Here is a 17,010-nt window from a genome sequence, read left to right on the forward strand (position 1 = left end):
ATGGGGAAAATAGAGAAAGCTGGCCGGGCGCCGAGGCTCTATGACGGCCCAGCGCGCGATACAAACTGCGGTCGCTCAATGACGGTGTATTCATACGCCCGGTGCCGTCGGTCTTCCTCAAAGACCCGTATCCATCGAACCTCGGAATTTCGCAGGGTAACGTCCCGATTGGTTGCAATCTTTGCGGCCCGGAAGGGCGTTGGCGCGACGATCTTGTGCGAGACAATCACCTTTCCGGCGAAAATCTCCTCGACCTCGTAGCTCGGCATGTCATCCTCCCGCGCCCTTGTCCCAGGCCTGTGAAACCTCGATCGCCGGAAAATGTTCCCGCAGATTCGAGAAAAAGGCGGGAGCCAGGCAAGCGGCACACGCGAGAGTTGACTTAGTTGGGATTCGGTCCGGCAAGCGGCAACTGAAGACCGCAGAGGAGAGGCCAACGGGCCAAGCCCTGTTGGTTTTGCAAGTTCCAGGAATGGCATGGAGGCCGGTTTCCGAGCCAGGCCGATAGGAGCGCCGGGCGCTCCTATCGGTAAGCCTCCTGTCAGGTCACAAGAAAGGAGTTCTCGCCCAGGTGCAGATGTGGCGAGAGACTGGCAAACTGGACCTGYGCATGGCCGCCGATCCCGTCGCTGTCGAAGGACAGCGCTCCTGTCGCGCTGTTGTAGATGATGTGATCGCTCGCATCATGTGCGCTGCGACCGGTATGGAAATCGCCGGTTGCGAGCGCGCCTTTCTGAAGCCCGGCGAATATGCCGTGGTCGAGATAGATCTTGTCCCGAGAGACATCGAAATCGGCGATCTTGTCGATGTTGTACTTTCCAAGCGCCGTGTCGAACACGAAGGCATCGTGTCCGCCATAGCCCTTCAACAGGTCAGACCCGCCACCGCCATTTATCTTGTTATCGCCGTTGTTGCCGAGGATCGTCTGGCCGAACTCGTTGCCCGTCAGATCGATAGCGGCCTTGCCGCGCGTGCTGGAGGTGGAAAGCTGCTCGACATGCGAGCCGGCGGACAGAGCATAGCTTACCGATGCCATCACCTTGTCGAAGCCGCCACCGTTGGCTTCCATGACTTTATCATGCGCGTTGTTGATATGATAAGTGTCGTTGCCCTTACCGCCATGGATTACATGATCGTTGTGGGAAGGATCTGTGCTCGTCGTCGGCGGCGTCGCGTCTGATGTTGTCGGAGCAGGCTCGGAGGTTGGCGGTGTCGGCTCTGTGGTCGCCGGCGGCGCCGACGAGGTCGAGCTGGCATTGTGCTGCCGGAACAACGCCTGCAGCTCCGGTGAATTCTCAAGCGCGGTGTCGCCGTTCTGGGAGCCCCACGCATAAGCGTAGTCGAACGCCGGCGACGGCACGAGCTTGGCCCAGTGATCCATCATCGTCTGCATTTGCGACGTGGTGGGCATGACGTGCTTTCCGCCCGTGTCGGTTTCCCAGCCGCCGCCGCCGAAGGTCTGGTAGACGGGAATGATCTTGTCGATCGGGATACCGGACTTCACGGCCGCGGCCACGGCCCTGTCGATCATGTCGTAGTCGACGCTGGTTGTGCCGGTGTGCACCGGATAGGGGTCAAGACCGTAATAATCGATACCGGTGTTTGCGGGATTGTAGGTGTTGGTGAAATCCGGATTGGTGGAAGACCCCATATTCATCATCGTGATGAAGGTCTTCGCGCCCGGAAAATGCGAGTGGATCCAGTCCGATTCCGCCTTCAGGTTTTCAGCGCTCGCATAAGTTCCCCATCTTCCGGTCGGATCCGGCTCGTCCATCAGGAAGAATCCGAAAACCTTCGAATTGTTGAGGAATGGAGTGACCTTGTCGATGAACGACTGGGTGACGCCATCATGGGCGCTGAGATAGACCAATCCCTTCATTCCGTCGGGAAGCGCGTTCACCTGGGAAAGGTACTGAACGTCGACCAGATTGAATCCGGCTGTTGCAACCTCGGCGGCCGAACCGCCCGATGCATAGTGCAAAGTTGCCATACTTGTTCCTTCTTGTAATTCGGYAACGCCCCCTGCACGGCTTGCCTAGACGAAAGGTATATTAGACAGAAATCACATACCGGTTTCACCGGTCAAAATAAGTGATCGGGTTCCGCTCCTTCCTCGGCGCCCTTCAAGAAAAGCTCAATGTTTTCAGTCAAATCTCGCTTCGTCGGTCGTGATATTATGAAAATTTTCTCCTGACATTATCCCCACTTTCCACCGATTTACTGCCCCGTTTTGGCACAGGGGTCACGATTTCGCTTCATTTGGATTAAAGTAGGCTACATTAGCGACGCTTCACGTCCGGCAATCGCTCGGACYAGGCATATCCATGCAGTCAAAGTTTCYCATCTCGGGCAGCGCCAACAAAGCCGCGCGGCTATCCGCGTGAAAAATCAGAAGGCAAATGAAGAGCAAGCAAGAATCCTCCTCCCTTTTACGGATCGCAATGTCGGACTGCGCTCAGGGCTTGTTCGGGGTTGGGCTTTTTTCAGCGGTGACAAACCTCCTGGCGCTGACCGGGTCTCTCTATATGCTTCAGGTCTATGATCGGGTGCTGCCGTCCCAGAGCGTTCCGACCCTCGTCGGGTTAACGATTGGAATGCTGGGCCTTTACGCGGCCTACGGGCTGCTCGACTTCGTGCGGCTTCGCCTGTTGGTCCGCATTGCCAGCCGGCTCTACAGAAATCTTCATCAAAGGGCGTTCGCGATATCGGTGCTTTTGCCACTCAAGGCGGGGCGGGAGGCGGACAGGCTCAATCCGCTGCGGGACCTTGATCACCTGCGTGGCTTCCTTTCGGGATCCGGGCCGACCGTCATATTCGACGCGCCCTGGATTCCCTTCTATTTGCTGGTCATTTATCTGCTGCACCCGTCGCTTGGCGCATTGGCGACGATCGGCGCCCTTGCTGTGGTGGCGCTGACCGCGGTGGCGGAGATCTTCGGCCGCGGGCCCGCCAGGCTGACATCCGAAGCGATGATCTCGCAGCGCGCTCTTGCCGAGTCCGGCCGCCGCAATGCGGAGGTCGTCCACGCGATGGGCCTCTCCTCCAGACTGGCCGGGCGCTGGAGCGATATCGTTCATAGCTACCTGGCGCATCAGGAGCGGCTCTCCGACATCATCGGAGGGACCGGTTCATTGTCGAAGGCGCTGAGGATGGCGCTGCAGTCTTCAGTGCTGGGCCTCGGCGCCTATCTGGTCATTGGCGGCGAAGCATCCCCCGGCGTGATCATCGCATCATCGATCTTGCTGGGCCGCGCGCTTGCTCCGGTCGATGYGGCGATCGCAAACTGGAAAGGCTTCCTGGCGACAAGGCACAGCTATTTCCARCTCAAGGCTATGTTGGATTCGTTCGAAGACCCGGTCGAGCCCTTGGAATTGCCCCGGCCGCAAACGCGGCTGACTGTCGAGAGGCTGACGGTGGCGCCGCCCGGCACGCCCAAGCCGACCGTGCTAGATGTAAGTTTCCAGCTGTCCAGCGGCGCGGGCATGGCCATCGTGGGCCCAAGCGGTTCCGGGAAGACGACGCTGGTGYGAGCCTTGGTCGGCGCCTGGAAGCCGCTCAATGGCAAAGTAAGGCTGGACGGGGCCCCTCTCGATCAGTGGGCGCCGCATTCGCTCGGCGCTCATATCGGCTATCTGCCGCAGGACGTTGAACTTTTCGATGGAACCGTGGCGGACAACATCTCGAGGTTCGGCGGCAAGAGCGACCCCAAGGGCGTGCTCGCAGCCGCGAGAGCAGCAGGCGTCTATTCGATGATCATGCATCTGCCGGAGGGTTTCCAAACCCGCATCGGCGAAGGAGGCAGGGCCCTGTCGGCAGGCCAGAGACAATTGATCGGCCTCGCCAGGGCGCTCTATGGCGAGCCGTTCCTGGTTGTTCTGGACGAGCCTAACTCGAACCTTGATGTCGAAGGTGACGCGGCACTCRCCGGAGCGATTCTGGCTGTCCGTCAACGCGGAGGCATCGTGATCGTTGTCGCGCACCGCCCGTCCGCTCTCACCAACATCGACCAGGTCTTGGTGCTGGCCAACGGCATGGTCCGCTCCTTTGGCTCCCGCGAGGAGGTCTTGTCGAGCATGACGCGACCACCCGTTCCCGCCACCCATCGTCCGATCATTCCGACCCAGAGAGGTGTAAGCGGACATGCGTGACGTCCTGCCTCGCTTCGTGCCGGACATCCGTGACGTCCTGCCTCGCCTGTTTGCGGACCTGCGCTCCTATGCTGGCTTCGGTGCTGTTTCGCTCTCCCCGGGCGCGAACACGCTCAAGCCGCCCGGCAGCCTCGGCCCGAGCCTGGCTCTCGGCCTGGCGGTGACTTGCCTGCTGGTGGTTGGCGGAGGGCTGTGGCTCGGCTTGACCRAGATCGCCGGCGCCGTGATCGCCCCCGCGACCGTGGTGGTCGAAAGCAACACCAAGAAGGTGCAGCACCAGGCCGGCGGCACGATCAGCGGCATCTTTGCGCAGGATGGCGATCATGTCCGGGCGGGCGACGTGTTGGTCAGGCTGGATGACACGCTGGCACGCGCAAACCTCCAGATCATCAGCGAGGATTTCGATCGCGCCACAGCGCGGCTTGCCCGTCTCGAGGCGGAGCGACAGKGGCTGACGACAATGYAGCTTCCAGCCGCTCTTCAAGCGGAGATGAACAAGCCAAGCGTGGTGGCGCTGGTCGACGGCGAGCGCGCCTTGCTCCAAACGCGAGCTTCGGAATTGGCCGGCCAAAAGACGCTTCTTCGCAGCCAGACCGAGCAGATCCAGCGACAGCTCGAAGGCCTGAAGGCACAGCAGGCCGCGATGGACGAATCCGCGGCCTTGYTGGGCCGCGACCTCACCGATGTGGATGCTCTCTATTCCAAGAAACTGGTTTCGAAGGAGAGGCTCAGCAACGTCAGATTGGACGCGACACGGGCCAAAGGCGAGTCCGGACGGCTGGCGGCGGCCGTCGCGGAAGCGCAGGTCAAGATCACCGAAACCGAGTTGCAGGTTCTGCAGCTCGACGAGCAAAGGCGCAGCGAAGTGACAAAGGAGCTGCGCGAAACCGAAGCCAAGCGGACCGAGCTCGACGAACGCAGGATCGTGGCTCAGGACGAGCTCACCAAAACTGAAATCCGCGCCCCCCAATCGGGAACGATACAGCAATCCACCGTCCACACGATCGGCGGCGTAATCGCTCCCGGGGAACTGCTGATGACGATTGTCCCCGATGYGGACAATCTTGTCGTGGACGCGCTCATTCCGCCTGCGCGGGTGGATGACATTCAGCCAGGTCGACCGGTCTCGATCCGCTTCCCGGCCTTCGATGCCGGCACGACGCCCGCATGCCAGGGCGCGGTGAAGTGGATTTCCGCGGACCTGATCAAGGACCCGCAGCGCCAGCTCTCCTATTTCTCGGCACGCATCAGCGTCGAGAACAAGACCGGTTGCCTGAGGGATACGAAGGTGCTCAAGCCCGGCATGCCGGCCGAGGTTCATATAAGCACAGGCCAACRCAGTGTCTGGTCTTATCTGCTGAAGCCGCTCACCGACCAGATGTCACGCGCTTTCCGATAGGCAAGTCCAGGATGCAGTCCGGCGTTTCCGAAGGGACGGCCGAGCGGTAGCCGGTTGTGGGCGCATGAATCCGCCGTCGTGAACCCGAGYCCGCTTGCGTGAATGGTTCGGCCCAGACGCGAAACCGCCCGATCAAACAACGGCCGGACGCCATGTTGCCTGCATTGGCGCTGACCGTCAGGAACATTAGCTTGCTCTAAGGGTTCTCTCACCAAGTATCGCGCGCTCAGGTGGACCCATGGCCGAGTTGGCATTTGCGTTCGTGTATTATTCGGGGCTGACCGGCCACGACATGGTGGGCGCCGTCGTGTCTTTGATGGCTGGACTGCTTCTCTACAACGTTGTGCGCGAAGACCGGCAAAACCRATAGCCAACCGCAAACGGGGACCAACCGATCGGTGAGCGGCCCGGCTCGAAGCGGGGGGTGCCCACGAGCCGGGCCTGACCGGCGGGGGCACGGACTAGATACAGGACGCCGGCTGATATTCTTATATCGGCCTATGCTAAAGTAATCGCCATCCGAACGAAGGACGTTTGAACCAGCCGGCAGCAGGGCGCCAGGGCGTGCTAACTATGGGACGTCCATCAGTAGGAGCTGACACAATACCGGCTTATGGGCTCCATCACGGACCGGGACCGTCAGGTATCTTGGAGCTTGCCGTAAGTCATTTCGGCAATTGCGGTCTCGTGCAAAGTCTGGAGCGCTTCTCGRCCAGTTTAGGACTAATCAGTTCAAGTCATGGGTCGGTGCGCGGCTTTCCCCTGTTCGCATGACGAAATATTAGATTCACCTTATATGATGCGGTCAGCCGGCTGGACTCACAACTGCCCGGTTAGGCCCGGCGATCGCACGCCGCACACCCGACGGCGGCTGCCGGGCCGTCGGTCCATATGGCACAGAAGTTGATGCCGCGCCGCGTCCCCAGAAGGCCGAGCGCGCCGACGTAAGCGAACATGATGAGGTTGCCGATCCCCATCGCCCAGAGCGCGTTGCGGAACCCCATGCCGAGCACAAGGATGGATCCGGTCATCGCTCCTGTAATGATCATCGGGAACCCGATCCAGACGGTCGTCACCGAAAACGTGCTCCGCCTGGCGGAAATGGGAACGGGTTCGTGCTCGTATTCTTCGCCAAGGACGTGGTCGACTTCATCGAGCGTATCGATGTCCGTGGTCTTCGTCATTGCACCCTCCTGGGTCAATCGCGTTGCGTGACGGCCCGAGCGCTCGCAACTGACATCCGGCACRCCGCCGGCAATCTGTTCTCGACGCAGATGGTCGATGACCTCCAGCCTTCGCCTGTCAGCTAGCATGTGCCTCCTGATGCTAGGTAGTGACGCCGCTTTGACCCGTCGGCAAATGTCCCGATTTGGGCCGGAAGCGGTACGCCAACTTGCGGGGTGTTGGGCTGAAAGCAGACTCTGGCGCCTCTGCCGATGAGGACGGTTTCCAGAATTTCCGGGCAGCCAATCAAAACATTGCCAAACGGACGAAACAATAACTCCGGTAGCGTGTTCTGTCTTCGATGGGCGTGTGGGCATTTTTCTCATCTGGAGGCGATGATGAGCTCTAATGGCCTCGACGTTTTCGACAAGACGATACAGACCACCAATATCTGGCTGAAGGAGATCATGGATGATCTCGGGCCCGATCGGCAGTTGGCGTGGCATACCCTCGGCGTCGTCCTGCGGACCTTGCGYGACAGGCTGCCGCCGGATCTGGGAGCCAATCTCGCCGCCGAGTTGCCGCTCCTGATCCGCGGAGCCTATTACGATCAGTACAACCCGTCCGATCAGCCAAACCGCGACCGATCTATCGACGAGTTTCTGGACCCGGTTGCGGACGCATTGAAGGCCACGCGCCCGGTCGATCCCGGYGATGCGGCGCGCGCGGTATTCAAGACACTTGTCCATCATGTCGATCTCGGCCAATCRGCCAAGGTGCGCGCCGCCCTGCCCAGCGACATTCAGACGCTTTGGCCGGGCAGCGTCGGCGCATAGGCGGGACGGAGGGAATTCCGGTGCTTGATCTTTCGCGAGAGCGCCGCCGCATGGTCGACGTTCATCTCGGTCGTCGCGGCATCCGTGACAGGGAGATCCTGGCGGCGATGCGCGAGGTTCCGCGCGAAGCCTTCGTCGAACCTGGCTACGAGGAATTCGCCTATGAAGACGGACCGTTGCCGATCGCGGAAGGGCAGACCATATCGCAGCCCTACATCGTCGCCTTCATGCTGGAAATGGCACAGATCCGCCCCGGCGACCAGGTGCTCGAAGTCGGCACCGGATCTGGCTACGCAGCCGCGGTCATGAGCCGCGTCGTCGACCATGTCTACACGATCGAACGCCATGCGGCGCTGGCCGAAGTCGCGCGGCGGCGTTTCCAAAACCTTGGCTATGGCAACATCGAAGTGCGGACCGGCGACGGCACAAGGGGCTGGCCCGAAGCGGCGCCCTTCGATGCCATCGTGGTGGCTGCGAGCGGACCGGGTGCGCCGCTGGCCTTGCAGCAACAGCTCGATGTCGGCGGCAGGCTGGTTATTCCGGTCGGCGACGATGCCGACGAGCAGCGGCTGCTCAAGGTAACCCGCACCGGCGCATCGACTTACAGCGAGGAGGATTTCGGCGGGGTGCGCTTCGTCCCGTTGATCGGCGAACAGGGCTGGCGGGAGGAAAGCCGCCCACGGATTGCCCGCACGATACCGCTTGCCCGCCCGCACAGCCTGCCGGAGATGATCGCGGCGGCGGCCGAGCCGCTTTTGGACTTCGACGACCCCCGCTTCGCCGAAGCGTTCGACCGGTTTGCGGACCGGCGGGCCGTCCTGCTCGGCGAGGCCAGCCACGGCACGTCCGAATTCTACCGGGCGCGCGCGGCGATCACCAGAAGGCTGATCGAGAGGCATGGCTTCACGATCGTCGCGGTCGAGGCCGATTGGCCCGATGCCGCCGCGATCGACCGCTATGTCCGCGGCCGCGGCGCCTCGCCTGGCGCCGCTCGGCCGTTCCAGCGCTTTCCAACCTGGATGTGGCGCAACACCGACGTCGCGGCATTCGTGGAATGGCTGCGCGAGCACAATGACAGGGTCAAGGCATTCCAGCCGCAAGCAGGCTTCTATGGCCTCGATATCTACAACATGCGCGGCTCGATCGCCGCCGTCCTGGACTATCTCGACCGCGTTGACCCGGAAGCGGCAAGAGTTGCGCGGGAGCGCTATGGCTGCCTGACGCCGTGGCAGACCGAACCGTCGACCTATGCCCGGGCCGCGCTGACCAAGGGCTATCGCGAATGCGAGGAAGCGGTCCTCGAACAATGCCGCGACATGCTTGCAAGGCAGCTCGACCATGCCGGCCAGGACGGCGAGGACCTTTTCGACGCCGCGCAGAACGCGCGGCTCATTGCCTCCGCCGAGYGTTATTACCGCACTATGTATTACGGCGGATCGCAATCCTGGAATTTGCGCGACACGCATATGYTCGAAACGCTGGAACACATTCTCGACGCGCGGGGACCGAACGCCAAAGCCGTGGTGTGGGCGCACAATTCCCACATCGGCGATGCGCGTTACACCGAAATGGGAATCTCGCGCGAGGAAGTGAATATCGGCCAGCTCTGCCGGCAGCGCTTCGGCGATGCCGCCGCACTCATCGGCTTCGGCACGCATGCAGGCACAGTCGCCGCGGCAACCGACTGGGACGGTGAGATGGAAATCAAGTCGGTGCGGCCTTCGCGCGAGGACAGCTACGAGCGGCTCTGCCACGACGCCGGCATCGACCGGTTCCTGCTCGACCTCGGGCGCGACCCGAAGCTGCGCGACCGTCTGACCGAGCGCCGTCTGGAGCGCTTCATCGGCGTGATCTACCGGCCGGAGACCGAATTGCACAGCCACTATGCCGACGCTTCGTTGGCCCGGCAGTTCGACGCCTTCGTCTGGTTMGATGAAACCAGCGCCGTCACGCCGCTCGGCCCCGGGCACGCCGCTGAAGGCGTGCCCGAAACCTATCCGTTCGGCGTTTGACGCCGGAACATTCGGCGCCGCCTCCGGTTCGGAAAGATACAGCGAGGAACAGCCATGAGCGGAAACCAGCACCCGAAATCGAAAAAACCGAGCGACGCCGACATGGGGAACGATCCCGGCATCGGCACCTCCAAGGGCACCATCAAGGAAGGCGACGAATTGGAGCATGGTGAGAACACGGTCGAGGGAGATGTCGAAAACGACACCACCTCGGCAGGCGGAATCAACCCGCGCCAGAAAGTCCGCACGAACAAATAACCTCAATTGTTCCTCATGCCCACAGACAGGTAAACTGGAACAACGGCTGGAATCTCTTGTTTGACTCACATCGCAATCGGGCGATCAAACAGGAGACTCCCCATGATTAAGCTTCTCTCGGCTTCGGCCGTCGCAATCATCCTCGCCACATCCGCAATGGCACAATCCGGCGGCTCGGGCACCGGAACCGGCGGTAACGGGACCGGTGCCACGACGGGCACCAATGGCACAGGCACCATGACGGGCACCGGCAACAATAACGGCAATGGCGGCAAGGTCGATCCAAACGCCACAAACAGCACCACGACCAAGCCCAACGGGTCCAGCGATCGATGCAAGGACGCCGCCGGCAACGACATCGACAACAACACCGCTAGTGGCAACACCACATCCAACATGCAGAATTGCAACAAGTAGGCCCTCGCCTTCGCGCAGGCGAAAGGCCCGCCTGGACGGCGGGCCTTTCTTCGCTCACGATCTCGCGGTCAGGCCGTTCCGGCTTACATTCCTCGGTCCGGAACATAGAGGCAGAAGGAGTGCTGCGATCCGGCGTCGCCGCCCGGCTTGCATTCATGAAAATATTCGTCTCGGGATCGCTTGATGCGGTGATCGGTGTAGGGGATCAGTTCCCCGGTCGAGAGTTGGTAGCCGTATTTCGTCTCCTTCACATCCGAGGGCGGGGCCTGGTAGCAATCCACCCCGGCGCAGCAGGAAGGATCGTACTGCCAGCCTGCCGGGGCTTGGTGCGCCGATGCAGGGACGCAGAGAAAACCTGCCAGGACACTTACAGGCAAAACCAGGCATGCCTTCGATCGGCGCCAATTGGATGAACGGCACGCCACCGCGCCCGTCCATTTGTGGAAATGTCCGCTTGAAGCTGTTCCGTTCATCGTCGGTCCGCCGTGCTTGCCGCAACCCCGGGTAATTCCGGGGTCTCACAATCCACCGCCGGGATGCAGGGACGCCGGCGGACGGYGCTACCGAACTTGGAAGTCAAAGCTATGTTCCATGCGCCGGGCTCCGCTCATTCCGCCACATGGGCGCCGGGCTGACGGCCGCGCCTGTGCGCCTTGGCATCCCCGGAATGCTCGACGGCCACCGAGCCGGCTCCCGAACTCTTTCCGGTAGCTGGGTTGGGCCGGCGCGGTGGGTTGCGGCCCTCGGATTGACGGGTCTTGTCCTCTACCTCACCTTGTCGCCGGGTAAGACCCATGCCCTCGCGAGGCTTTTCGTTCTCGGCGGCATCCTGCGAAAATTGGTCGGCGGGATCCGGACCGGTATTGACAGGATATTTCGTGGCGCCGGTCTCGCGGCGGTTCCGATCGTCGTCCATCACTCATCTCCAGTTTACGTCAATGGATAACACCTGGGATAACACCGGCGCGACGGCGACGTTCCCGAAAGCGCCTCCAAACCCAACCGTGACGGAACAAACCCACTGCCACCCGATTAGGCGCAACAGCGCCGGTTCAGGCACCAAGCGAAGGAGGTTCATCATGGACAGGGAAGAACGGATTCGCCAACGCGCCCACGAGATCTGGGAACGGGAAGGTCGCCCCGAGGGACGCGAACAGGAACACTGGGACCAAGCCGTGCAGGAGATCGAGTCGGAAAGCTCGGAAGCCGAGCGTGGTCCAGTGGCGCCAGATCCCGCCGTTGGCGTCGGCTCTGACCCGGCCGCCAACAGGCCAGGCGGCGGAAGCGTGTCGGCCCGCTGATGCGTCGTATCATAATTGCACTCGGCATTCTGGTGATCGCTCTGGTCGCCATCTGGGTCTGGGCGGACCAGAACAGCAGACGTCCAGGCGGCAGCCAGCAACCCTCGCCGCACGCCATAGACCAGAATGGCTGAGAACAAGGGCTATCCACCGCTTGGCGGTATCGGCCGTACCGCCTTGCCAGCGAGACACCGGATGATCAATTCCCGGTGTTCTCCGCTTCCCGCTTCAGCTTGGCGGCCTCGCGGTCGAGTGCGCTCGGGTGATTGCCGTATTTCAGGATGAGAGCCAAGGCCAATCCGCTTGGAATACCGGCTCTTTGCGCGAGATCGCGAACACGTTTGGCATTTTCCCGCTCGTTATCGTATCTGGAGGCTTGGCCATACGATGTCAGGTCATGGTTTCCGGCCTACCCCGCCCGGGCGCCGAACTGCGGGCCTGCGGAATCGTTCCATGCGGCCTGATCCGATCGATGCGCATGGACGAAACGTCCATGTGTCAGACGCACTGATATCGGCGCGGCGTCGTGGGCACTGTGCCRCCGGCGACCTGCGTTCGCCGGTGACGAGCTTCAGTGCAAGAGGCGGCTTCTGAGCCAAGCGAAGAACCGGTTGCCGTTTATCAGCCTGCGGACCCGCGCCGCAGCCCAGTTGGCCTGCATCGTCGCTCCCGCATGGCAGCTGCAGACGACGTCATGCAACTGCCAATCGGAGAGTTCGAAAAAGCGCTTCGCCTCTCCATAGGTATCCGATTGCAATCCGGCCGCGCGCAGCAGCGGATCATCGAACGCAACCGCGAGCGGGGACCCGTCCGCCCGCACCCGTTCGCGAACTTCAGGATCGACATATTCGGTTCCCGTGAGGGCCGAGAGGCACCGCAGAGGATTTCGCTCGAGCAATTCCGCCCACCGCTCGATCCGCTGCGCTCTTGTTGCCAGAGGAACCAATCCAAGCCGGTCGACGACGGCCACTGATTGTAGTTCATATGAGGTTTGATGCTTCATTGCTGTCTCCTGTGGTTGTGGCGGCGACATCTGCACAGCGCACGGCAGATCCTGCCGGGGCATGAAGCCCACGCCTGCGGGACAGACGCGGCCCGATCAGGTGTTGCCACCGATCTCACCAGACGCCCATTAGGCATCTGCAGCGAAACCCAAACTGCGAGCGATCTTCTATGTTCCAGAGCAGCCTTCGCGAGGATGAGATAGAGCGTGAAGATCGAACGGATTGCAGGGTTCAGCTAGATCGTAGGGCACCGCCTTACCGCTCATCGTCCGATCAGCGTCAGCCCGAACAGGATGATGAGCCAAAGCCCGGCTGCCGCGACGRCCAGCCGCGGCAACGTGCCGGTCAGATGCATGAACAGCATGGCGATCAGGATCGCCTTCGCGGCGGCGATCGCCAGGTTGAGCGCGACGTTGAATCCGCCGAGATCGACGAAGGATGAGCCGACCGTCAGCGCCAGCAGCGCGAGCAGCCCGAGATAGCCGAAGGTGAGTTTGCGCAGTTCGCTCATCGGTTGATCAGATAAAGAACGGGGAACATGAACACCCAGATGATGTCGACGAAATGCCAGTAGAGGCCGACGGCCACCACCCGGCGCAGCCGATTGGCAGGGCTGGCGGTCCGCCAGAGCGCGATCATTCCCGCGATGACGACGATGCCGCCGATCAGGTGCAGCGCATGCAGCGAGGTCATCGTGAAATAGAGGCCGAAGAAGAATTCGGCGTGCACGGGATCCGGCCCGGCATAGCGGAACGGCAGGCCGAGAAGCGGCGCCAGTCCCTCGCTGATCTCCTTGCCGTATTCGATCCCCTTCACGACCAGGAAGCACACGCCCAGCGCCGCGGTCGCGGCCAGCGCCCAGATCGTCGCACGCCAACGTCTATGGAGTGCAAGCCTATGCGCTGATGCCATGGTGAAGCTGCTGGTGATCAAGACCGCCGTGTTGAAGGTGCCCAGCGGCAGAGAAAGATGTTTCGAGGCGGCGGCGAAAGCGGGGCCGAAATCGACATGCGCGACGAGGAAAACCAGGAAGATCGCACCGAACAGCATCGCCTCCGAGCCGATGAACACCCACATCGCAAAATTATCGGCGCGCCGCTCGCGCCGGGGTGTGTCGAAAGCGACGCTCTCGGTGCCGCTCATTGCGCCGCCTCCTCCCGGTGCGGGCTGAAGCGCTCATGCTCGAGCCCCTTCATGTCGTACGCATAGGCCGGCCTGGTCACGACCGGCATGGTCTCGAAATTATGCGGCGGTGGCGGCGAGCTTGTCTGCCATTCGAGCCCGGTGGCGTTCCATGGATTATCGGGCGCGCGGGCGCCGCGAAACAGCGACCAGCCGAGATAGAACAACGGCATCAAATAGCCGATCGCCAGCACCACCGCGCCGGCCGAGGACAACACGTTCCAGAACTGGAACTCAGGCGGATAGGTATGATAGCGCCGCGGCATGCCGTTGAAGCCCAGCACATATTGCGGGAAGAAGGTGAGATTGAAGCCGACGAAGGTCACGGTCGCTGCAATTCGCGCCGACGTTTCYGAATACAGGCGGCCGGTCATCTTCGGCCACCAGAAATGCAGGCCGGCCATATACGCCGTCACCATGCCGCCGACCATGATGTAATGGAAATGCGCGATGACGAAATAGGTATCGTGGACATGGACATCGACGGCCAACGCCGCAAGGAAGAGCCCGGCCAATCCGCCGAAGGTGAACAGTCCAAGGAAAAACAACGCATAGAGCATCGGCGCCTCGAAGCTGATCTCGCCCTTGCGCAGCGTCAGGCTCCAGTTGAAGACCTTGATCGCCGACGGAATGGCGACGCAGAAGGACAGGAACGAGAACACCACGCCGGCATAGGCCGACTGCCCGCTGACGAACATGTGGTGGCCCCAGACCAGGAAGCCGAAGACGGCGATCGCCATCGACGACATCGCCACCGCCTTGTAGCCGAACAGCGGTCGGCGGCTAAAGCAGGGCAAGACCTCCGACACTACGCCCATGCCGGGCAGGATCATGATGTAGACGGCCGGGTGCGAGTAGAACCAGAAGAGGTGCTGGAAGAGCAGCGGATCGCCGCCGAGATCGGGATTGAAGATGCCGATGCCGAACACGCGCTCCAGCACGATCAGGATCAGCGAGGCGGCGAGCACCGGGGTTGCCAGCACCATCACCAGGCTGGTGGCGTAGAGCGTCCAGACGAAGATCGGCAAGCGGAACCAGGTGAGCCCCGGCGCCCGCAGCGTGTGCACCGTGACGATGAAATTGATGCCGGTCATGATCGTCGAGAAGCCGACGATGAAGACGCCGAACGCCGCCGTCGAGACGAAGCCGTTGGCATAGAGCGTCGACAGCGGCGTGTAGAACGTCCAGCCGGTATCGACGCCGCCGGCCACCACCGCAAACAGCGCGAACAGGCTGCCAAAGATGAAGACGTACCAGCTGGCGAGGTTCAGCCGCGGGAAAGCGAGGTCGCGCGCGCCGATCATYAGCGGCAAAAGGAAATTGCCGAGCGTCGCCGGGATCGACGGCACCAGGAAGAACCAGACCATGATGATGCCGTGCAGCGAGAACAGCCGGTTGTAGGTGTCATCGGAGACAAGATCGCCGGCCGGTGTCGCCAGCTCGATGCGCATCAGCACCGCCATGGCGCCGCCGAGGAAGAAGAAGGCCGTCAGCGAGGCCAGATAGAGCCATGCGACGCGCTTGTGGTCGGTGGTCAGCAGCCAGGCGCGAGGCCCGCTGCCTTCCGCCAGATAGGTRCCAGGCATCGCCGCGTTGCTCATGGCCTGGCTCCAGCTGTCGGTTGTGGCGAAAGCGACTTCAGATAGGCAAGCAGCATCTGCAGTTCGCMTTCGTCGATCAGGCCGTCGAAGCTCGGCATGACCGGCTCGTAGCCGGCGGCGATCTCCTTCTTCGGGTTGAGGATGGAGTCGCGCAAATAGCGCTCGTCGGCTATGACCGTCTGCTGGTTGTCGAGCGCCACCGGCCGGCCGAAGATGCCATCCAGCGACGGCGCCCTCACTTTGCTGCTCGCGCCATGACAGCCGGAGCAGCCAAGCGCGCGAAACAGTTTCTCGCCGCTCGCGGCAAGCGTCTCGCCTTCGCCCTGGCTGTTCAGCCACGCGGCATATTGCTCGGGCGCCATCGCCGTCACCCAGCCGCCCATTTCGGAATGCTGCGTGCCGCAATATTGGRCGCAGAACAAGTGATAGCGGCCCGGCTCGGTGGCGATGAACCAGATATGTGTCGTGCGGCCGGGAACTGCGTCCTGCTTGATGCGGAAAGCCGGCACGTAGAAGGAATGGATGACGTCCTGCGAGGCGAGCGACACCACGACCGGCTTGCCGACCGGAACGTGCAATTCGTTGATCTCACGCTGGCCGCCGGGTTGCCTGAACTCCCACATCCACTGTTTGCCCAGCCCCGTGATCTCCAGCGCGTCCGCCGGCGGATGATCGCGGCGAACGAAAAGCACTGCGCCCCAGCCGAAGAAGATGAAGGCGATGATCAGGCTGGCGGCGGTCCAGCTCATCTCGAGCCACATGGTGCGGGAACRCTGTCCGGTGCGATCCGCTTTCGAGCCGACCCGATATTTCACGGCGTAGCCGACAACCAGGCCGGAGAGCGTCAGTCCGAGAACGGCTGAGAAAACGAGCAGCGTGTAAAACAACGCATCGACATGGCCAGCTTCGGACGATGCTTCCTGAGGGAAGAAGGGGACGCCGAAATTCACCGTGCCCTCCTGCGCGTTTGCCAGAGCACGATAGCGGCGAGGCCGAGCAATGTGGCCAGGCTGGCCGCTTTCAGCGCCACCCAGATGGCTGGCGTGTACTGGCCCTTGGAACTGTCGAACCCGGCGCAGAACAGGAAGACGTGATCGGCAATCGACCCGAGCTTGTTGGCCGACGCTTCGACCAGCGCGAGCTGAAGATCGCGCGGCGTGAAGGTCAGCGCCGGCAGCACCTGCGAAATTCGGCCGGACGGTGTCAGCGCAATGACCGCGATCGGATGGACGAACTGGTYGATGCCCTTGCGCCGGTCGAAAGTGATGCCGGCCTCATTGGCCAGCGCCGCGCCGGCGCCGCCGCGGCTGGTCAGGAAACGCCAGGCCGATAGGCCGGCCGGACCCGCGGCGGAAGCGACTTCGTCTCGCGCCTCGGCGGCATCGGCGGAGGTCTCATCCGGGTCGATCGAAATGAACAGCGCGCGGTAATCCGCTGGGCGAAGCGATGTCTTCTTCAGGTCGGACGCAACCGCCTGCTGGGTGACGCCACAAAGGTTCGGACATTTGTCGTAGCCGAAGATGACGAGCGCCGGATGCCCGCCGAGCGCCTCGCCCAGCGTCAGCTTTCGGCCGCTTGCATCGGCCAATTCGCGCTCGAGGCTGAGCTGAGCGCCGGGCTTCGGATCGAAGATTGGTCGCTCGGCGGCAAACGCCGTGCCGGCGATGAGCAGACAAAGCGCAGCCAAC

Annotated in this window: 20 protein-coding genes; 9 read left to right on the forward strand and 11 right to left on the reverse strand. The window is 62.1% G+C overall.

The features are described 5' to 3' along the window. Positions 1-38: 38 nt before the first annotated feature. Positions 39-269: a hypothetical protein gene (locus LCM4576_RS03220; RefSeq protein WP_040983669.1), complete on the reverse strand. Its 231-nt coding sequence runs from the start codon at positions 267-269 to the stop codon at positions 39-41. A 272-nt stretch (positions 270-541) separates the two neighbouring features. Continuing rightward, on the reverse strand, positions 542-1,990 hold the full coding sequence (locus LCM4576_RS03225) for a calcium-binding protein (RefSeq protein WP_071030498.1): 1,449 nt from the start codon (positions 1,988-1,990) through the stop codon (positions 542-544). 409 nt (positions 1,991-2,399) lie between these two features. Between LCM4576_RS03225 and LCM4576_RS03230 the strand changes: the two genes are divergently transcribed. The 3 genes from LCM4576_RS03230 (at position 2,400) to LCM4576_RS37470 (ending at position 5,917) form a co-directional block, all read left to right on the forward strand. Continuing rightward, positions 2,400-4,148, forward strand: coding sequence for a type I secretion system permease/ATPase (locus tag LCM4576_RS03230; protein ID WP_071030499.1), 1,749 nt, complete (start codon positions 2,400-2,402; stop codon positions 4,146-4,148). Then, positions 4,141-5,547 carry an HlyD family type I secretion periplasmic adaptor subunit gene (locus LCM4576_RS03235; RefSeq protein WP_116397866.1) on the forward strand — a complete coding sequence of 469 codons (1,407 nt, stop codon included), beginning with the start codon at positions 4,141-4,143 and terminating at the stop codon, positions 5,545-5,547. Before LCM4576_RS03230 ends, LCM4576_RS03235 begins: the two co-directional genes overlap by 8 nt. 238 nt (positions 5,548-5,785) lie before the next feature. Beyond that, positions 5,786-5,917 carry a hypothetical protein gene (locus LCM4576_RS37470; RefSeq protein ID WP_274534953.1) on the forward strand — a complete coding sequence of 44 codons (132 nt, stop codon included), beginning with the start codon at positions 5,786-5,788 and terminating at the stop codon, positions 5,915-5,917. A 463-nt stretch (positions 5,918-6,380) separates the two neighbouring features. Here the strand turns inward: LCM4576_RS37470 and LCM4576_RS34410 are convergent, their stop codons facing one another. Beyond that, complete coding sequence (locus LCM4576_RS34410) at positions 6,381-6,731, reverse strand: cytosine permease (protein ID WP_244508335.1); 351 nt, start codon at positions 6,729-6,731, stop codon at positions 6,381-6,383. 378 nt (positions 6,732-7,109) lie between these two features. Here LCM4576_RS34410 and LCM4576_RS03245 point away from each other — a divergent pair, with 378 nt between their 5' ends. The 4 genes from LCM4576_RS03245 (at position 7,110) to LCM4576_RS03260 (ending at position 10,234) form a co-directional block, all read left to right on the forward strand. Continuing rightward, the gene (locus tag LCM4576_RS03245) at positions 7,110-7,547 is read left to right on the forward strand and encodes a DUF2267 domain-containing protein (protein WP_040984381.1); all 438 of its coding nucleotides are present in this window, start codon (positions 7,110-7,112) and stop codon (positions 7,545-7,547) included. 20 nt (positions 7,548-7,567) lie between these two features. Beyond that, positions 7,568-9,559: a protein-L-isoaspartate(D-aspartate) O-methyltransferase gene (locus tag LCM4576_RS03250; protein ID WP_071030501.1), complete on the forward strand. Its 1,992-nt coding sequence runs from the start codon at positions 7,568-7,570 to the stop codon at positions 9,557-9,559. Between the two features lie 54 nt (positions 9,560-9,613). Continuing rightward, entirely contained in the window at positions 9,614-9,817 is a 204-nt protein-coding gene (locus LCM4576_RS03255; RefSeq protein WP_071030502.1) for a hypothetical protein, read from the forward strand. Positions 9,818-9,919: 102 nt separating this feature from the next. Continuing rightward, positions 9,920-10,234 carry a hypothetical protein gene (locus LCM4576_RS03260; protein WP_071030503.1) on the forward strand — a complete coding sequence of 105 codons (315 nt, stop codon included), beginning with the start codon at positions 9,920-9,922 and terminating at the stop codon, positions 10,232-10,234. 83 nt (positions 10,235-10,317) lie between these two features. On the opposite strand, the gene LCM4576_RS36730 is transcribed toward LCM4576_RS03260, so the two are convergent. Next, positions 10,318-10,707 carry a hypothetical protein gene (locus LCM4576_RS36730; RefSeq protein ID WP_131803207.1) on the reverse strand — a complete coding sequence of 130 codons (390 nt, stop codon included), beginning with the start codon at positions 10,705-10,707 and terminating at the stop codon, positions 10,318-10,320. A gap of 134 nt (positions 10,708-10,841) precedes the next feature. Continuing rightward, a complete protein-coding gene (locus LCM4576_RS03270; RefSeq protein WP_041005856.1) occupies positions 10,842-11,150 on the reverse strand; it encodes a hypothetical protein in 309 nt (102 codons plus the stop codon). Between the two features lie 163 nt (positions 11,151-11,313). On the opposite strand from LCM4576_RS03270, the gene LCM4576_RS34415 reads away from it, so the two are divergent. Continuing rightward, on the forward strand, positions 11,314-11,535 hold the full coding sequence (locus LCM4576_RS34415; RefSeq protein ID WP_071072083.1) for a DUF2934 domain-containing protein: 222 nt from the start codon (positions 11,314-11,316) through the stop codon (positions 11,533-11,535). Then, entirely contained in the window at positions 11,535-11,669 is a 135-nt protein-coding gene (locus tag LCM4576_RS37475; RefSeq protein ID WP_274534954.1) for a hypothetical protein, read from the forward strand. The genes LCM4576_RS34415 and LCM4576_RS37475 overlap by 1 nt, the downstream gene beginning before the upstream one ends. Positions 11,670-12,106: 437 nt before the next feature. Here LCM4576_RS37475 and LCM4576_RS03275 read toward each other — a convergent pair whose 3' ends face one another. From LCM4576_RS03275 to LCM4576_RS03300, 6 genes are all read right to left on the reverse strand, one after another. Then, a complete protein-coding gene (locus LCM4576_RS03275; protein WP_040984377.1) occupies positions 12,107-12,538 on the reverse strand; it encodes a hypothetical protein in 432 nt (143 codons plus the stop codon). 263 nt (positions 12,539-12,801) lie between these two features. After that, positions 12,802-13,050, reverse strand: a complete 249-nt coding sequence (locus LCM4576_RS03280) for a cytochrome C oxidase subunit IV family protein (protein WP_071030504.1) — start codon at positions 13,048-13,050, stop codon at positions 12,802-12,804. Further along, positions 13,047-13,682, reverse strand: coding sequence for a cytochrome c oxidase subunit 3 (locus LCM4576_RS03285; RefSeq protein ID WP_071030505.1), 636 nt, complete (start codon positions 13,680-13,682; stop codon positions 13,047-13,049). The genes LCM4576_RS03280 and LCM4576_RS03285 overlap by 4 nt, the downstream gene beginning before the upstream one ends. Then, positions 13,679-15,322 (reverse strand): cytochrome c oxidase subunit I, encoded by a 1,644-nt coding sequence (gene ctaD / locus LCM4576_RS03290; RefSeq protein ID WP_071030506.1) that lies wholly within the window; start codon positions 15,320-15,322, stop codon positions 13,679-13,681. Before ctaD ends, LCM4576_RS03285 begins: the two co-directional genes overlap by 4 nt. Next, a complete protein-coding gene (coxB, locus tag LCM4576_RS03295) occupies positions 15,319-16,272 on the reverse strand; it encodes a cytochrome c oxidase subunit II (RefSeq protein WP_071030507.1) in 954 nt (317 codons plus the stop codon). The genes ctaD and coxB overlap by 4 nt, the downstream gene beginning before the upstream one ends. Next, entirely contained in the window at positions 16,269-17,009 is a 741-nt protein-coding gene (locus tag LCM4576_RS03300) for an SCO family protein (protein ID WP_157901192.1), read from the reverse strand. Before LCM4576_RS03300 ends, coxB begins: the two co-directional genes overlap by 4 nt. Position 17,010 lies beyond the last annotated feature (1 nt).

Origin of the sequence: Mesorhizobium sp. LCM 4576 (assembly GCF_001854815.1) — a bacterium.
In the GTDB taxonomy this organism is placed as follows: domain Bacteria; phylum Pseudomonadota; class Alphaproteobacteria; order Rhizobiales; family Rhizobiaceae; genus Mesorhizobium; species Mesorhizobium plurifarium.

Coding starts and splice junctions, on each gene's coding strand:
- LCM4576_RS03220 (WP_040983669.1), bottom strand. CDS start 269: ATGCCGAGCTACGAGGTCGAGGAGATTTTCGCCGGAAAGGTGATTGTC.
- LCM4576_RS34410 (WP_244508335.1), bottom strand. CDS start 6,731: ATGACGAAGACCACGGACATCGATACGCTCGATGAAGTCGACCACGTC.
- LCM4576_RS03255 (WP_071030502.1), top strand. CDS start 9,614: ATGAGCGGAAACCAGCACCCGAAATCGAAAAAACCGAGCGACGCCGAC.
- LCM4576_RS03260 (WP_071030503.1), top strand. CDS start 9,920: ATGATTAAGCTTCTCTCGGCTTCGGCCGTCGCAATCATCCTCGCCACA.
- LCM4576_RS36730 (WP_131803207.1), bottom strand. CDS start 10,707: ATGAACGGAACAGCTTCAAGCGGACATTTCCACAAATGGACGGGCGCG.
- LCM4576_RS03270 (WP_041005856.1), bottom strand. CDS start 11,150: ATGGACGACGATCGGAACCGCCGCGAGACCGGCGCCACGAAATATCCT.
- LCM4576_RS34415 (WP_071072083.1), top strand. CDS start 11,314: ATGGACAGGGAAGAACGGATTCGCCAACGCGCCCACGAGATCTGGGAA.
- LCM4576_RS37475 (WP_274534954.1), top strand. CDS start 11,535: ATGCGTCGTATCATAATTGCACTCGGCATTCTGGTGATCGCTCTGGTC.
- LCM4576_RS03275 (WP_040984377.1), bottom strand. CDS start 12,538: ATGAAGCATCAAACCTCATATGAACTACAATCAGTGGCCGTCGTCGAC.
- LCM4576_RS03285 (WP_071030505.1), bottom strand. CDS start 13,682: ATGAGCGGCACCGAGAGCGTCGCTTTCGACACACCCCGGCGCGAGCGG.